Origin of the sequence: Micrococcus lacusdianchii, assembly GCF_023155805.1 — a bacterium.
Classification (GTDB): Bacteria; Actinomycetota; Actinomycetes; order Actinomycetales; family Micrococcaceae; genus Micrococcus; species Micrococcus lacusdianchii.
The window spans coordinates 53,675-69,293 of the sequence record NZ_JAKNUW010000002.1 but is presented as its reverse complement, the minus strand read 5'-3'; the positions used below and the strand labels follow the sequence as shown (position 1 = coordinate 69,293).

General features: G+C 74.6%; 10 protein-coding genes. 3 read left to right on the top strand and 7 right to left on the bottom strand.

Annotation, left to right across the window (positions count from 1 at the left end):
* Nucleotides 1-12 precede the first annotated feature (12 nt).
* From MA879_RS01650 to hrpB, 3 genes are all read right to left on the bottom strand, one after another.
* Complete coding sequence (locus MA879_RS01650; RefSeq protein ID WP_248122794.1) at nt 13-957, bottom strand: carbohydrate ABC transporter permease; 945 nt, start codon at nt 955-957, stop codon at nt 13-15.
* Nucleotides 954-2,258, bottom strand: a complete 1,305-nt coding sequence (locus tag MA879_RS01645; protein ID WP_248122792.1) for an extracellular solute-binding protein — start codon at nt 2,256-2,258, stop codon at nt 954-956. The genes MA879_RS01650 and MA879_RS01645 overlap by 4 nt, the downstream gene beginning before the upstream one ends.
* Before the next feature lie 75 nt (nt 2,259-2,333).
* Entirely contained in the window at nt 2,334-5,012 is a 2,679-nt protein-coding gene (hrpB, locus tag MA879_RS01640) for an ATP-dependent helicase HrpB (protein ID WP_248122790.1), read from the bottom strand.
* Between the two features lie 89 nt (nt 5,013-5,101).
* Here hrpB and MA879_RS01635 point away from each other — a divergent pair, with 89 nt between their 5' ends.
* Nucleotides 5,102-6,949 carry a glutaminase gene (locus MA879_RS01635; RefSeq protein WP_248122788.1) on the top strand — a complete coding sequence of 616 codons (1,848 nt, stop codon included), beginning with the start codon at nt 5,102-5,104 and terminating at the stop codon, nt 6,947-6,949.
* A gap of 70 nt (nt 6,950-7,019) precedes the next feature.
* Here the strand turns inward: MA879_RS01635 and MA879_RS01630 are convergent, their stop codons facing one another.
* Nucleotides 7,020-8,603, bottom strand: coding sequence for a TIGR01777 family oxidoreductase (locus tag MA879_RS01630; RefSeq protein ID WP_248122786.1), 1,584 nt, complete (start codon nt 8,601-8,603; stop codon nt 7,020-7,022).
* A 95-nt stretch (nt 8,604-8,698) separates the two neighbouring features.
* Here MA879_RS01630 and MA879_RS01625 point away from each other — a divergent pair, with 95 nt between their 5' ends.
* On the top strand, nt 8,699-9,301 hold the full coding sequence (locus tag MA879_RS01625) for a methylated-DNA--[protein]-cysteine S-methyltransferase (protein ID WP_248122778.1): 603 nt from the start codon (nt 8,699-8,701) through the stop codon (nt 9,299-9,301).
* 93 nt (nt 9,302-9,394) lie between these two features.
* Here MA879_RS01625 and MA879_RS01620 read toward each other — a convergent pair whose 3' ends face one another.
* Both MA879_RS01620 and purH read right to left on the bottom strand, forming a co-directional pair.
* Nucleotides 9,395-11,617, bottom strand: a complete 2,223-nt coding sequence (locus tag MA879_RS01620) for an NADP-dependent isocitrate dehydrogenase (protein WP_248122776.1) — start codon at nt 11,615-11,617, stop codon at nt 9,395-9,397.
* 147 nt (nt 11,618-11,764) lie between these two features.
* Complete coding sequence (gene purH, locus MA879_RS01615; protein WP_248122774.1) at nt 11,765-13,453, bottom strand: bifunctional phosphoribosylaminoimidazolecarboxamide formyltransferase/IMP cyclohydrolase; 1,689 nt, start codon at nt 13,451-13,453, stop codon at nt 11,765-11,767.
* Between the two features lie 157 nt (nt 13,454-13,610).
* On the opposite strand from purH, the gene MA879_RS01610 reads away from it, so the two are divergent.
* The gene (locus MA879_RS01610) at nt 13,611-14,993 is read left to right on the top strand and encodes an MFS transporter (RefSeq protein WP_248122772.1); all 1,383 of its coding nucleotides are present in this window, start codon (nt 13,611-13,613) and stop codon (nt 14,991-14,993) included.
* 34 nt (nt 14,994-15,027) lie between these two features.
* On the opposite strand, the gene purN is transcribed toward MA879_RS01610, so the two are convergent.
* Nucleotides 15,028-15,597 carry a phosphoribosylglycinamide formyltransferase gene (gene purN, locus MA879_RS01605; RefSeq protein WP_248122770.1) on the bottom strand — a complete coding sequence of 190 codons (570 nt, stop codon included), beginning with the start codon at nt 15,595-15,597 and terminating at the stop codon, nt 15,028-15,030.
* Between the last annotated feature and the right edge of the window lie 22 nt (nt 15,598-15,619).

Below are 15,619 nucleotides of genomic sequence, written 5' to 3'. Positions count from 1 at the left end.
GATTGCCGGTGCTCACTTGGAACCTCCTCGGTCGGCCAGGTCCACCTTGAAGACCTTCACGGCGATGAACGCCATCAGCGCCACGCACAGGAACAGGATCACGGAGATGGCCGAGCCCATGCCGATCTCCAGCCGGCCGATGGACGTGCGATAGGCCAGCAGGGACAGGACCTCGGTGCCGTAGGCGCCGTTGGTCATGATGTAGACGGCGTCGAAGATGCGGAACGCGTCCATCGCGCGGAACAGCACGGCCACCATGATGGAGGCCTTCATGTTCGGCAGGATGACCAGCCGCATGCGCTGCCACCAGGAGGCGCCGTCGACGGCGGCGGCCTCGGTGAGGTCGCCCGGCACCTGGGCCAGGCCGGCCAGCAGGAGCAGGGAGATGAACGGCGTGGTCTTCCAGATCTCGGAGAGCATGATCACGGACAGCGCCGTGGAGCCCTCGGCGAACCAGTTCAGGTCCGCGGTGATGCCCGGGACCCAGCTGAACCAGCTGTTGATGAAGCCCGAGTCGATCGAGAACATGTAGTACCACGCGAACGCGGAGACCACGGTGATGATGCCGTACGGCACCAGGATCATGGTGCGGATCAGGCCGCGGGTCTGCTTGATGGCGTGGTGCATGGCCAGGGCCAGGAGGAAGCCGAGGATCAGCTCGACCAGCACGGTCACCACCGTGATCAGCACGGTGACGCCCAGGTCCTTCCAGAACACCGGGTCGGAGAGGATGACCCCGTAGTTGGCCAGGCCCACGAACTGCTTGTCGTCCGGCGCCGTGAGGCGGTACGTGAACAGGGAGTCGTACAGGGCCTGGAGGATCGGGTACAGGACCACGAACAGCATCACGAAGAACGCGGGACCGGCCAGCAGCCAGCCGAGGCGGGCCTCCGACGTCGCGCGTGCGGACTTCGCGCGCCCCCTCGGGCGGGGCGTGGACTCGACGGCGGTGCTCACAGCAGACGCTCCCCTCGCAGGACTTCCTCGATGAACTGGTCGGTGGCGGCCGGGGTGGTGGCCGGGTCGACCGCCGACGGCGGCGTGAAGCTCAGCTGGATGGCCGTCGAGACCTCGTTGTAGTACGGGGTCTGGGGTCGCGGGGCCGCCTGGTCCAGGGAGTCACGCACGAGCGGGGCCATGGGGTACTGATCGAGCACCTCCGGGTCCTCGTAGGCCTTCGGGTCCGCGGCGGGGTTGCCGTTGTCCCTGAAGTACAGCGCCTGGTTCTCGGCGCTGGTGATGCAGGAGACCGCGTCGTACGCCAGCTCCGGGTGCTCGGACTCGGCGCCGACGCCCAGGTTGATGCCGCCCAGCGGCGGGGCGGACTCCTGCCCCTCCATGGTCTGCGGGTACAGCGCCCAGCCGATGTCCTCCGGCAGGTCCGCCGGCAGCGCGCCGGACTCGGCGCCCTTCAGCGTGGCCGGCCACACGAACGGCCAGTTGACCATGAAGGAGCCGGTGTCCCCCTGGAACAGGAGCATGGACTCGTTCTCGGCCTGCGTGGGCAGGCCGGCGGAGCCGAGGCCCTCCCTGCCGATGGTGGAGATGATCTCGGCGGTCTTGCGGCCGGCCTCGGAGTCCAGGTTGGTCTGGATCTCGTTCGCCGGGGCGGCGGGATCGGCGATGATGCTCTCGCCGCCGCCCTCCACGAGGGCGTTCACCCACACGGTCATGGACTCGGCGCGGTTGCCCTGGACGCCGAGTTCGGTGTCCGTCTGGCGGGCGGCCTCGATGAGCTGGTCCCAGGTCACGGGCTGGGACATGTCCAGGCCCGCCTCCTCCGCGACCGACTTGCGGTACCAGAGCAGCTGCGTGTTGGCCCAGAACGGGACGGACACCATGGTGTCCTTCCACATCGCGCCGGCGAGCGCGCCCTCGAGCGTGTTCGCCTTCGCGTGCTCCTGGACGTCCTGCGGCACGGGGGCGAGGAAGCCCGGCTCGGCCAGCTCGGGGATGAACGGCGGGTCCAGGGACATGATGTCCATGGAGGTGTCGCCGGCCGCGAGCCGCCGGGTCAGCTGCTCGCGCTGGGACGCCGCGTCGTTGGGGAGCATCGACGTCTCGATCGTGTACCGACCGTCCGCGGCGTCCGTGCAGATCTTCGCGATCTCGGCCTGGCCGCCGTCGTCGGGGTTGGTGTACCAGGTGAGGGTGGGGGTCTCCTCCGCCGGTGCGCAGCCGGCCATCAGGAGCGCCCCGGCGGCCGCCACGGAGGCCAGCGTGGCCCCTCGCGCGGCCCGGGACCGGGTCTGTCTCATCGGTGCTCGACCTCATTCTTCCTCGGTGGAGTGTGACGTGGATCCTACCCCCGCGATGACCTGCCCCGCTGTGCGTCACCTCTGGAGTCGGCTGTTCGTCCGGGCGGTGGGCCGGGCGCTCGCGGGGTCCTCGGGCCACGGATGCTTGGGGTAGCGACCCCGGTTCTCCGCGCGCACGTGGGCGTACGGGCCCGCCCAGAAGGAGGGCAGGTCCGCGGTCACCGCGAGCGGGCGCCCGGCCGGGGAGAGCAGGTGGAGCAGCACCGGCTGTCGGCCGTCCGCCACCGCGGGGGTGACACGCGCCCCGAAGAACTCCTGCAGCTTGGCGGCCAGCACGGGGGCGGTGTCCTGGTCCGTGGCCGGGTAGTCCAGCCGCACCCGACGGCCGCTGGGGACCTCGAGGTCCTCGGGCGCGAGCTCGTCCAGCCGCCCCGCCTCGGGCCAGGGCAGCAGGCCGCGCAGCAGGCCGGCCGCGTCCACGGAGCGCACGGAGCGGCCCGCGGCCAGCTCGACGGCTGCCGCCACGGTGAACGGCTCCAGCTCCGCGAGCGCACCGTCCGTCATCTCCGGCCACGGCGCGCCGAGGACGCGGTGCAGCAGGTGCACGCGCCGGCGCAGCCGCTCCCCCGGCCCGGGGCGGTCCGGGGAGCCGCCCTCGATCCCAGCCAGGCCCGCCTCGGTCAGCCGCTCGACGACGGCGTCCCGCGCCGCCTGCTCCGTCACCTCGCCGGGCCCCTCGGCCAGGACGATGCGGCCGAGCAGGCTCCGGTGCCGGCCCACGAGCCGCTCCCCCGACCACGCGGCGACGGTCTCCTTCCGCAGCAGGGCCGCGGCGGCGGCCCGCGCGGTGGCCTCATCGAGCGGGGCGGCCGCCCGGATCAGAGCGCCGGTGCCCGCGGCCTCGCCGGTGACCCGGCCGGCCTCGGCCACGGCGAGCCACTCCAGCCCGCGCAGGGCCTCGGCGCCGCGGGGCAGGGCAGCCCGGGTGCCCGAGGCCAGGAGCCAGGTCTGCGCCCCCGCGACCCGGCGGGCTACGCGTCCGGGCGCGGCGAGGGCCGCGACGGCGCCGACGGGATGGGCGCGAGCCCCCGACGGTGCCGGCCCGACGGACGGCGCGGTCGCCGCGGCCCCCGGCCCGCGGCGGGCCAGACGGGCCAGCCGGTCCGCCTCACGGCGCCAGCGGCGGGACTCCGGGTGCCGCCCGGCGCGCAGGGCCGCCACCAGCGCCTCGAGGTCCGCACCGTCGGGCCGCAGGTCCAGGGCGAGGGCCGCCGTCGTCTCCGCGGCCGCCTCCGCCCCCACCCACGCGGCACCGGCGAGCAGGGCGTGACCGAGGGCCGGGTCGACGGGCAGGGCCGAGAGCGTCCGGCCGTGCTCGGTGACGCGGCCCTCGGCGTCCACCGCGCCCAGGGCGCTCAGCCGGTCAGTGGCGGCGGCCAGCGCGTCGGCGGGCGGATCCTCCGGCAGGACCAGGCCCCGCCCTCCCGGGGCACCCCAGGCGGCGAAGGCCAGGGCCACGGCGTCCAGGTCCGCCACTGCCAGCGCGGGCGTGGGGGCGGCCGGGGCGGCGCCGAGGGCCGCGGCGGAGTGGCATCGGACCACCGTCCCCGGGCCCAGGCGGGCGGCCCGACCGGCGCGCTGGCCGGCCGCCGCGCGGGAGGCCTGCACCGTGACGAGCCCGGCCATGCCCCGTCCCCGGTCCCGGCGGGGCTCGCGGGCGAGCCCGGAGTCGATCACGAGGCGGACGCCGGGCACGGTGAGGGAGGACTCGGCGACGGCGGTGGCCACCACCACGCGCGGCACGGTCGGGTCCGTGCGCCCGGCGAGGGCGGCGTCCTGCGCTTCGGGCTCCTGCCGCCCGTGCAGCACGCGCACCTCGGTGTCCGGGGCGAGCGCGCGGACCCGGCCGGCCACGTCCTCGGCCTCGCCGGCCCCGGGCAGGAACACGAGCGCGTCCACGTCAGGGTCCGCGGCGAGGGCCTCCGCGTGGGCGCGGACGGCCACCCGGGCCACGTGGTCCAGGAACCCCCGGTCCACGCGGCCCTCGGGGGTCAGCCGGGGTGCACCGAACGGCTCGTGCTCCTCCGTCAGGGGGTGCTGCACGGCCGGAGTGCGCACCACCGGCACGGGATCCTCCCCCATGCCGCTGGCCCATCGGTCGGCGAGGGCCTCCGCGTCCATCGTGGCGGACATGGCCAGCAGGCGCAGCTCGGGGCGCAGCTGCCGCAGGTCCGCCAGGAGGGCGAACAGCACGTCCGTGTCGAGGTCCCGCTCGTGGACCTCGTCCAGCACGACGGCGCCGACGCCGTCCAGGCCCGGGTCCGCCAGCAGCCGCCGCAGCAGCAGGCCGGGGGTGACGAACTCGATCGCCGAGCGGCCGGAGCCCACCGCGTCCCCGCGCACGGCGTAGCCGACGGCCGCGTCCGCCTCCGCGCGAGGCAGCCCCGCGGCGAGGAGCGCGGCGTGCAGACGTCGCCACGCCGCGCGCACCGCCACGCGCCGGGGCTGCGTCACCAGGACCCGCCCGCCGGCCTCGGGGGGCAGCCCCCGGGCCACCGCCGGCGGCACCGCCGTGGTCTTGCCCGTGCCGGGCGGGGCGTGGACCACCGCGGACCCGCGCTCCGCGAGCGCGGACTCGAGCTCCGGCAGCACCGCACGCACGGCGAGGTCCGCGGTGAGGCGACCGGCCGCCGTCGTGAGGGCGCGGCGGGCGGCGGGCGCGAGGGCGGCGGGGGCGGGGCAAGGGGTGGTCATCGACCTCCATTGTGGTCCGCGCGCGCCTCCGCGGTGAGCGGGCCCCCGAACCCGCTGTGCGGCGTGGTCGCGCCGACTAGGCTGACGCCATGGAGTCTCCCGTGCAGCGCCGCCTGGACCGCCTCGTCGCCGCCCACCCCGCAGGCGACGACGGCACAGGTGCGCTCGCCGTTGCCGTCGCCACCGTGGGCGGGGACCACTACACCGCCGGTCCGCTCGAGCCCGTCGCCCTGGCGTCCCTGGCCGCTGCCGTGGTGCACGCGCTCGCCGTGGAGGACCTCGGGCCGGAGCGCGTGGGCGAGGCCGTGGCCACGATGCCGCGCGCGGACGAGGCGCACCGCCTCGAGCTCGAGCCCGGCACGGGCCGCCCTCTGAACGCGCTGCAGAACGCGGGCGTGGTCGCCCTGGCCGGCCTGCTCAAGGGCCGAGGCGGGCGCGACCGCGCCGCCCGCCTCCTGCAGCTGCTGGCCGCGCTGATCGGCCGCGAGACCACCCCCGGCGAGGCGGCCGTGCGCGCCGAGTCCCGCGCGCAGCACCACACCCGGGCCGCGGCGTGGCTGCTGCGCTCGGCGGGGACGTTGGACGCGGACCCGGAGTCGGTGCTCGAGGACGTCGCCACCCTGCGCGCCGCCCCCGTCACCGTGGCGGACCTCGCCCTGTTGGCCGGGACCCTCGCCGCCCACGGCGTGCACCCCGTCACAGGCGAACGCGTCCTCAGGCAGGAGACCGTCCGCGCCGTGCTCTCCGTCCTGGACGCGTGCGGCATGGACACCCTGGACGGCGCATGGGCGTTCGACGTGGGCCAGCCCGGCTGGGCCTCCTCGCGCGGCGGCACCGTGCTGGTGGTGGTGCCCGGCCACATGGGGATCGCCGTGCACTCGCCCCGCGAGGCTGAGGACGACGACGTCCTGCCCCGCGCGGCCCTGCAGACCCTGCGGACCCTGGTGCGCGAATTCGAGCTGCACCCCTCCCAGGCCGCCGGCTCCCCCCGCGCGGCCTTCCGCTCGCACTACCGCGTGGACCAGGCCCCCTCGGGGTCCGTCCGCAGCGCCCGCGTGCTCGAGGCCCTCTCCACCCACGGCGACCACGCCCACGTGATCGAGCTCGGCGGACACGTGGGGTTCAGCCAGGTGGACGCCCTCGCCCACGTGCTGCGCACCCTGCCCGAGTCCCTCGAGACCCTCGTGTTGGACATCCGCTCCGTCAGCTCGGTGTCCCACGCCGCGCGCGTGATCGTGGCGCAGTGGTTCGCCGGGGCGCTCGCGGACGGCCTCGACGTGCTCCTGGTGGATCGGGACTCCACCGCCGTGGGGGCGCTGCTCGCCGCCGCCCGGGAGGCCGGCGTGGACCTGCCGGACCCCTGCACCGACGACGACGAGACCCGCCCCGGCTGCTCCGGTGCCGCGTTCCAGTTCTTCGACTCCCGTTCCCGTGCGGCCCAGTGGGCGGAGCAGCGCCTGCTGGCGCGGCACGCCCCCGAGCTGCTGCCGGACTCTGCGGAGGAGGCCGCGATGGCCCCTCTGCTGCAGCACCTCTCAGAAGAGGACGCCCGGACGCTGGAGTCCATGATGGACGAGCGCGTCTACGAGGACGGACAGATCATCCGCCGCGCCGGCCAGCCGTTCGGCGGGATCTATGTGATCACGTCGGGGCGCGTGGAGCTCACCGGCCAGGGCACCGGCGGCCGGCGCGTGCGCCGTACCGTGCTGACCCCCGGCATGACGTTCGGCGAGATGGCCCTCGGCCAGCCGGGCCGGCAGCCCTCCACCGTGCGCGCCCGCGGCCGGGTGACCACCCGCGTGCTCACCGCCCAGGTCATGTACGCCCTCCAGGAGGCCTCCCCGCGGCTGGCCATGGTCCTGTGGGAGGCCCTGGCCCGGGACGCGTACACCGCCCTGAGCCAGCTGATCCGGGAGACCGGCGCGCTGCAGGACTGAGGGCCCCGGCAGCGGACGCGGCCTGCGCGGGCCGCGCCCGCTGCTGAGGTCCTGCCCCACTCCCGGGGCCTCAGCGCCCCAGGGCGTGGCGCAGCGCGTCCTCCAGGCCGGGGGCACGCATGGCGTAGCCGGAGGCCAGGAGCCGGTCCGCCACGGCCTTCTGGTCGGCCTCCACCGTCTCCGCGGCACCCTCGGCGCCGAGCAGCAGGCGGGGGCCGAACCCGGGCACCGGGAGGGCGGAAGGGCGCCGGAGCACGCTCCCCAGGGTGCGGGCGAACTCCTTGGCGGTGACCGGCTCGGGCGCGGTGCCGTTGTAGGGACCCGAGACGGCATCGTCGAGGACGGCGTGCGCCAGGATCCCCGCGATGTCGTCCTCCCCGATCCAGCTCACCCAAGGGCTGCCGTCGTGGCTCTTGCCGCCGCGCGTGGCCATGGGCCCGCCCGCGCCGGCCAGGAACAGCGGCAGCATCTGCTGCAGCATGCCGCCGGCCGGGGAGAGCACGATGCCGGTGCGGACCGTCACCACGCGCACGCCCAGCTCCCCGGCACGCCGGGCCTCGGCCTCCCAGTCCGCCACCACCCCGGCGAGGAAGTCCGAGCCCGGCTCCAGCTCCTCGGCCAGCCCCGAGCCGAACGGGCCCGTGCCGGCGTCGGCTCCGTAGTAGCCGATCGCCGAGCCGTTCACGAGGGCCGGGCGGTCCTCCTGGGGCAGGCGGGCGATCGCGTCCACGAGCGTGCGGGTGCCCTGCACGCGGGAGGCGTGCACGGCCTCCTTGTGCTCCGGGGTGAAGCGCCCGGCGATCGGCTCCCCCGCCAGGTTCACCACGACGTCGGCCTCCCCCAGGGCGCGGTCGTCCACGGTCCCTCGCAGCGGGTCCCACAGGGTGGTGTCCTCCCCGGTGACGGACCGCGGATCCCGGACCAGGCGGATCACGCGGTGCCCGCCGGACGTCAGCAGGGCGCACAGCTGCGTGCCGATCAGCCCTCCGGCGCCGGTGACTGCGACGGTGCGGCGCGGACCGCCGGTGAGCGGGCCGGGATGGGCGGCGTGGAAGTCGAGGTCCTCGGCGAGCACGCGGGCCCGGTAGGCGAACTGGCGGCGCAGCTCGGCCTCGAACAGCGCGTGCGCCTTCGCCGAGGCCGCCCCGCCGACGCCGGGCACCCGGCCCAGCAGGGACTGCGCGGGCAGCGCGTACTCCACGCGGTCCAGCACGACGGTGCCGGGGCGGCCGTCCGCCGTGTCCGCCTCACCGGGGGCCGCGTCCTCGAACAGGTGCGTGTGCACCCACGAGGCCAGCGGCCCGGAGACCATCTCGTCCCGGAACATCCGCCCCTCCTCGTAGGCGGTGTGCCGGGCGAGCCAGGGCAGGCGCGGCGCAGCGGCGTCCGGGAGGCGCCCGGTCACGGCGGAGGGCAGCACGGTCCTGAGGAAGCCGTCCGCCGCGCCCGTGAACAGCCCCAGCGCGCCGGGGGCGGCGATGCGCAGGCGTGTCTCCGACCCCACGGCCAGTCCGTTCGTGGGACCGGACACCAGCTCGGAGGCGAAGGGCGGGTTCAGCCGCTGCAGCGCGCCGGGGTTGGCCATCCACCCCCACACGGTCTCGCGGGGGTGGGCCAGGAGGGTGCGGTGCTCGAACACACGTGTCTGCGTCATGGGCCCACTGTGGCACACGCCCCCGACGCGGCATCAGTGCCGGGCGCGGCACGGGAGAATGGGGGCGACCGACGACGCCGTCCCGTGAGGAAGCCATGACCCATCCCGCCGCGATGCTCCCCGAGCTGCGCTGGACCGCCGCCGCCCTGCCGGACACCGAGATGACCCTCGTGGCGGTCTTCTCCCCCGAGGACGACGCCGTCCGCGCCTCCGGCATCGCCGTCCCCGTCGACGCCGAGCCACCGGCCGCGGCCATCGGCCGCCTGCTGCTGGAGCTGATGGACCGGCTCGAGGCGATCGCCCCGGCCACCGCCGAGCGGGAGATGGACCCGCGGCCCGTCGAGCCGCGGGACGGGGTCGGGCAGCCGGTGGCGGACGCGCTCGCGGCATACGTGGCAGGGGACGTGGGCGCGCTGGCCGGCCTCGCCGTCATCCAGCCCGGCACCGCCTTCCGCCAGGCCGCGTGGGCGGCCCTGCGCCGCGTCGCCCCGGGCGCCCCCGTCACGTACGGCGCGCTGGCCGAGCGGGCGGGCTCGGCCCGGGCGGTCCGCGCGGCGGGCAGGGCGTGCGGGGCCAACCTGGCCGCCGTCGTCGTGCCGTGCCACCGCGTGGTGCCGGCCGCGGGCGGGACGGGGAGCTACCTCTACGGACCCGCGGCCAAGGCCGCGCTGCTGGCCCACGAGGCCCGCCACGCCTGAGCCCGGCCCACGACCCCTCGGTCCGGCGCCCCGGAACGCGGACGCCCCCGGCTCCCTCTCGGGGGCCGGGGGCGCGGACGCTGAGCGCTCAGCTCACTTCTCGAGCTTCGCCATGATCGCGTTGAGCGTCGCGGACGGGCGCATCACCGAGGTGACCTTCTCCAGCTCCGGCGCGTAGTAGCCGCCCAGGTCCACCGGGGAGCCCTGCACGCCGTTGAGCTCGGCCAGGATGGTCTCCTCCTGGGCCTCCAGCTCCTCGGCGACCGGCTTCGCCGCCGCCGCCAGCTCGGCGTCCTCGGTCTGCTGCGCCAGCTCGCGGGCCCAGTACAGCGCCAGGTAGAAGTGGCTGCCGCGGTTGTCCAGCTCGCCGGCCTTGCGCTGCGGGGACTTGCCCTCGGTGAGCAGGGTGCCGGTGGCGGCGTCGAGGGTGTCGGCCAGCACCTGCGCGCGATGGTTGCCGTTGTGCGCGGCCTCGTGCTCGAAGGACACGGCCAGGGCGAGGAACTCACCGAGGGAGTCCCAGCGCAGGTGGTTCTCCTCCACCAGCTGCTGCATGTGCTTCGGGGCCGAGCCGCCGGCGCCGGTCTCGAACAGGCCGCCGCCGTTGATCAGCGGGACGATGGAGAGCATCTTGGCGGAGGTGCCCAGCTCGAGGATCGGGAACAGGTCCGTGTTGTAGTCACGGAGCACGTTGCCGGTCACGGTGATGGTGTCCTTGCCGCGGCGCATGCGCTCCACGGTGAACTTCGTGGCCTCCACGGGGGACATGATCCGCAGGTCCAGGCCCTCGGCGTCGTGGTCCTGGAGGTACTTCTCGACCTTCTTGATGAGCTCGCGGTCGTGGGCGCGGGTCTCGTCCAGCCAGAACACGGCGGGGGTCCGGGAGGCGCGGGCGCGGGTCACGGCCAGCTTCACCCAGTCCTGCACCGGGACGTCCTTGGTCTGGCAGGCGCGCCAGATGTCCTCGGCCTCGACCTCGTGGGAGAGCAGGACCTCGCCGGCGGAGTTCCTCACCTCGACGGTGCCGTCCGCCTCCATGACGAAGGTCTTGTCGTGCGAACCGTACTCCTCGGCCTTCTGTGCCATCAGACCCACGTTCGGCACGGTGCCCATGGTGGTGGGGTCGTAGGCGCCGTTGGCCTTGCAGTCGTCGATGACCACCTGATAGATGCCGGCGTAGGAGGAGTCCGGGATGACCGCCAGGGTGTCCTGGGTCCGGTCGTCCTTGTTCCACATCTGACCGGAGGTGCGGATCATGGCGGGCATGGAGGCGTCCACGATCACGTCGGAGGGCACGTGGAGGTTGGTGATGCCCTTGGCGGAGTTCACCATCGCCACGTCCGGGCCGTTCTCGTAGGCGTCGGCGATGGCCTTGCGGACGCCCTCGGCGGTCTCGGCGTCGAGCTGGTCCAGGCCGGCCTCGATGGCGGCCAGGCCGTTGTTCGGGTCCAGGCCGGCGGCCGCGAGCTGGTCGCCGTACTGCGCGAAGAGGTCGGCGAAGTAGGCCTTTACCACGTGGCCGAAGATCACCGGGTCGGACACCTTCATCATGGTGGCCTTGAGGTGGGCGGAGAACAGCAGGCCCTCCTCCTTGGCGCGCTCGACCTGCTCGGCGAGGAACGCGTCGAGGGCCTTGGCGGACATGAACGTGCCGTCCACGACCTCGCCCTTGAGGACCTTCAAGCCCTCCTTGAGGACCTTCTTCTGCCCGTCCTCGCCCGTGAACTGGATGGTCAGCACGTCGTCGGCCGGGAGGGTCACCGACTTCTCGTTGGCCCGGAAGTCGTCTGCCCCCATGGTGGCGACGGTGGTCTGGGAGTCCTTGCTCCACTCGCCCATCGAGTGGGGGAACTTCTTGGCGTAGCTCTTGACCGCCTTGGGGGCACGGCGGTCGGAGTTGCCCTCGCGGAGCACCGGGTTCACGGCGGAGCCCTTGACGGAGTCGTAGCGCGCCTTGGCGTCCTTCTCCATGTCCGTCTCCGGCTCGTCCGGGTAGTCGGGCAGCGCATAGCCGTCGGCCTGCAGCTCCTTGATCGCGGCGCGCAGCTGCGGCACGGAGGCGGAGATGTTCGGCAGCTTGATGACGTTGGCCTCGGGAGTCTTCACCAGCGCGCCGAGCTCGGCGAGGGCGTCGTCGGTGCGCTGCCCCTCGGGCAGGACGTCCCGGAACGCGGCCAGGATGCGGCCGGCCAGGGAGATGTCCCGGGTCTCGAGCTCGACGCCCGCGGTGCCGGCATACGCGCGCACGATCGGCAGCAGGGAGGCGGTCGCCAGCATGGGCGCCTCGTCGGTCAGCGTGTAGATGATCTTCGACATGCGGTGCTCTCTCCTTCGCACGGGGCGCGGACCACGCCCTGAGAGTCGTGGATGCAGGGTTTCCGGCGTCACTCTACCGGCGGGCGTCCGGCGCCCCAGAGCGCGACACCAGGCCTCCGAGGGCGCCCGACGTCGTGCTGCGACGGATCACCCGTGGAAGAAGTGCCGCGCCCCGGTGAGGTACATCGTGACCCCGGCGGCCTCGGCCTCGGCCACGACCTCCTCATCCCGGACCGAGCCGCCCGGCTGGACGACGGCGCGCACGCCGGCGTCGATCAGGATCCGCAGGCCGTCCGCGAACGGGAAGAACGCGTCCGAGGCGGCCACCGCGCCGCGGGCCCGCTCCGGAGCGCCCGCGCCGGAGACGTTCTCGGCGCCGCCGGCGGTGGTCACGTCCTGGCCGCCGGTCTGCGCGGCGCTCAGGGTGTTGGCACGCTCCACGGCCAGGCGGCAGGAGTCCAGGCGGTTGACCTGCCCCATGCCGACGCCGACGGTCGCCCCGTCGTGCGCCAGCAGCACGGCGTTGGACTTGGCGGCGCGCACGGCGCGCCACGCGAAGGCCAGGTCGGCGAGCGTCGCCTCGTCTGCGGCCTCGCCGGCGACGAGGGTCCAGGTCGTGGGGTCGTCGCCGTCGGCGTCCACGGCGTCGGCGATCTGCAGGAGCATGCCGCCGGAGACCTGCTTGGCCTCCACCCCGTCCCGCGCGAAGCCCTCGGGCAGGGCCAGCAGGCGCAGGTTCTTCTTCGCGGTGAGCACCTCGAGGGCCTCGGCGCCGAAGGAGGGCGCCACCACCACCTCTGTGAAGATGCCCTGGACCTGCTCGGCCATGGCTCGGGTGACGGGGCGGTTGGCGGCGATCACGCCGCCGAACGCGGACACGGGGTCGCACGCGTGGGCCTTGGCGTGGGCCACGGCCACGTCCTCGCCCTCGGCGGCCACGGCCACGCCGCACGGGTTGGCGTGCTTGACGATCGCGACGGCGGGGGCGGCGTGGTCGAACGCGGCGCGCACGGCGGCGTCGGCGTCCACGTAGTTGTTGTAGCTCATGGCCTTGCCGTGCAGCAGCTCGGCCTGGGCCACGCCCGGGGCGGCTTCGCGGTCCACGTACAGCGCCGCGGGCTGATGGGGGTTCTCGCCGTACCGCAGGGTCTCGGCGCGCTCGAGCGCGAAGCCGGCGTAGGGCGGGAAGACGGGGGCGGCCGCGGCGTCGTCGTCCCCGAAGTGGGCGGCGGTCCACGCGGCCACGGCGTTGTCGTACGAGGCCGTGTGCGCGAAGGCCAGGGAGGCCAGGCGGCGGCGGGTGCGCAGGTCGAAGCCGCCGCGCTGGGCCGCGGCCACCACGTCCCCGTAGCGGGCCGGGTCCACCACGACGGCGACCGACGCGTGGTTCTTCGCGGCGGCCCGCACCATGGAGGGGCCGCCGATGTCGATCTGCTCGACGACGGCGTCCTCGTCCGCCCCTGAGCGCACGGTGTCCACGAACGGGTAGAGGTTCACCACCACGAGGTCGAAGGGCTCCACCTCGAGCTCGGCCAGCTGCGCCACGTGGTCCTCTCGACGGCGATCCGCCAGGATGCCCGCGTGCACGCGCGGGTGCAGGGTCTTCACGCGCCCGTCCAGGCACTCCTGGAACCCGGTGACGTCCGCGACCTCGGTGACGGGCACCCCCGCCGCGGCGATGCGCTGCGCGGTGGAGCCGGTGGACACGAGGGAGACGCCCGCAGCGTGCAGGCCCGTGGCGAGCTCCTCCAGCCCGGTCTTGTCGTACACGGAGATGAGGGCCCGCTTCAGGGGGACCTCGTCCAGGACGGTGGTGGCGGGCTGGGCAGAGGACACGGGGGCTCCTTCACGCGGGTCGAGCGCGGTGCGCGCCCCGGCGCAGCACGTGCGCGGACGCCTTCCGCAGGCCGCGCACCAGTCTAGGCGGAGGACGGCGCATAATGGCCGTGACCGGCCCGGGCTCCCGCGGGCCCACCGCCTCGGAGGCTCCCTCGTGCCCTCGTCCGCCCGCCCCTCCCCCGCCGCAGCCGCCGTCACCGGCGAGACCGTGGTCCAGGAGCTGCCCTGGCGCTGGTCCGTGCAGGGCCGCATCTTCCTCATCGGCGGCCTCGGCTTCATGTTCGACGCGTGGGACGTGACGCTCAACGGCGTCATGATCCCGCTGCTGACCGAGGAATGGGGACTGACCAAGGCGGATGCCGCCTGGATCGGCACCGCCAACCTGATCGGCATGGCCGTCGGCGCGTTCGCGTGGGGCACCATCGCGGACCGGATCGGCCGGAAGGCGGCCTTCACGTGGACGCTGCTGATCTTCTCCCTGTTCACGCTGGCCGGCGCGTTCACGGACTCGCTGCTGTGGTTCGCCGTGTTCCGCTTCCTGGCGGGCATCGGCCTCGGCGGCACCATCCCCGTCGACTACGCCCTCGTGGGCGAGTTCACCCCGAAGCGCCTCCGGGGGCGCGTCCTGACCGCCATGGACGGCTGGTGGCCGGTCGGCGCCGCCCTGTGCGGCGTGGTCTCCGCGTGGCTCGTGGGCACGTGGGGCGACTGGCGCCTGCCGCTGCTCGCCATGGTGCTGCCCGCCCTGCTCGTGTTCGTCGTCCGTCTCGGCATCCCCGAGTCCCCGCTCTACCTGATGAGCCGCGGCCGCGAGGCGGAGGCCCGCCACGTCGTCGACAGCATGGTCGAGCACACCGGCGCGGAGCGCCGCGACTACGTCATGCCCGCGGTCGAGCCGCAGCGGGGCGGCGCCGGAAGCGCCCTGACCTCCCAGCTGGCCGCCGTCTGGCGCTTCTCCCCGCGCATCACCGCCGCCGCCTGGCTGCTGTTCGTGGCGATCATGCTGATCTACTACATCGCCCTGCAATGGCTGCCCACGTTCCTCATCGAGGCGGGCTTCGAGCAGTCCCGCGCGTTCATCACCACCTCCGGCATGGCCGCCGCCGGCCTCGTCGGCGTGGTGGTCTCCGCGCTCCTGGTCGAGGCCACCGGCCGACGGTGGCTGCTGGCGGTGAGCGCCGCCGTCGCCGCGGGCCTGCTCGTGTGGCTGGCCTCCGTGCTGGGCGTGCCGGGGGCGGCTCTGCCGCTCGTGCTCGCGTACGGGTTCGTGGTGCAGATCGCCATCCCGGTGCTCTACACGTACGTCTCCGAGCTGTACCCGACGACGCTGCGCGCCTCCGGCTTCGGCTGGGCCTCCGCGGCGTCCCGGGTGGGTGCAGGACTGGGGCCCCTGTTCTTCGTGGGGACCCTGGTGCCGGCTCTGGGCCTGCCGGGCGCCTTCGCCGTGACCGCGGTCCTCGTGCTGCTGGCCGTGGCCGTGATGTTCGCGTGGGCCCCGGAGACCCGCGGACGCGCACTCGAGGTGGCCGAGGACTGAGGGGACCTTCCCGGCTCCGGCGTGACGTCGGAGGTCAGGCGCGGCCGGCGGCGAGCTCTCCGAGCACGCGCAGCAGCAGGGCGCGCTCCTGCACCTTGATGCGCTCGTGGAGCGTCTCCTCGGTGTCCGTGTCCAGGACGGGCACGGCCGCCTGGGCCAGGATCGGCCCGGTGTCCACGCCGGCGTCCACCAGGTGCACCGTGCAGCCGGTGATCTTCACCCCGTGGGCCAGGGCGTCCCGCACGCCGTGGGCGCCGGGGAAGGACGGCAGCAGGGCCGGGTGCGTATTGACGATCCGCCCGGCGAACCGCTCCAGGACGGGGGCTCCGAGGATCCGCATGAACCCGGAGCACACCACCCAGTCCGGCTCGTGGGCGGCGATCGCGTCCGCGAGAGCGGCGTCCCACTCCGCACGGGAGGCGTGGTCGCCCGGCGCCACGGTGAAGGTCTCGATGCCCTGGGCCTCGGCGCGGGCCAGGCCCTGCGCCTCGGGGACGTCCGAGCCGACGGCCACGACCTCCACGGGCGACGCCCCGGAGGCGACGGCGTCGAGGACCGCCTGGAGGTTGGTGCCGGACCCGGAGACGAGGGCGAGGATGCGCATGGCACCCATCGTAGGGTGAGGG

Bases quoted from the DNA above. Each gene is read 5' to 3' on its own strand.
- MA879_RS01645 (WP_248122792.1), bottom strand. From the start codon at position 2,258: ATGAGACAGACCCGGTCCCGGGCCGCGCGAGGGGCCACGCTGGCCTCC.
- hrpB (WP_248122790.1), bottom strand. From the start codon at position 5,012: ATGACCACCCCTTGCCCCGCCCCCGCCGCCCTCGCGCCCGCCGCCCGC.
- MA879_RS01635 (WP_248122788.1), top strand. From the start codon at position 5,102: ATGGAGTCTCCCGTGCAGCGCCGCCTGGACCGCCTCGTCGCCGCCCAC.
- MA879_RS01630 (WP_248122786.1), bottom strand. From the start codon at position 8,603: ATGACGCAGACACGTGTGTTCGAGCACCGCACCCTCCTGGCCCACCCC.
- MA879_RS01625 (WP_248122778.1), top strand. From the start codon at position 8,699: ATGACCCATCCCGCCGCGATGCTCCCCGAGCTGCGCTGGACCGCCGCC.
- MA879_RS01620 (WP_248122776.1), bottom strand. From the start codon at position 11,617: ATGTCGAAGATCATCTACACGCTGACCGACGAGGCGCCCATGCTGGCG.
- purN (WP_248122770.1), bottom strand. From the start codon at position 15,597: ATGCGCATCCTCGCCCTCGTCTCCGGGTCCGGCACCAACCTCCAGGCG.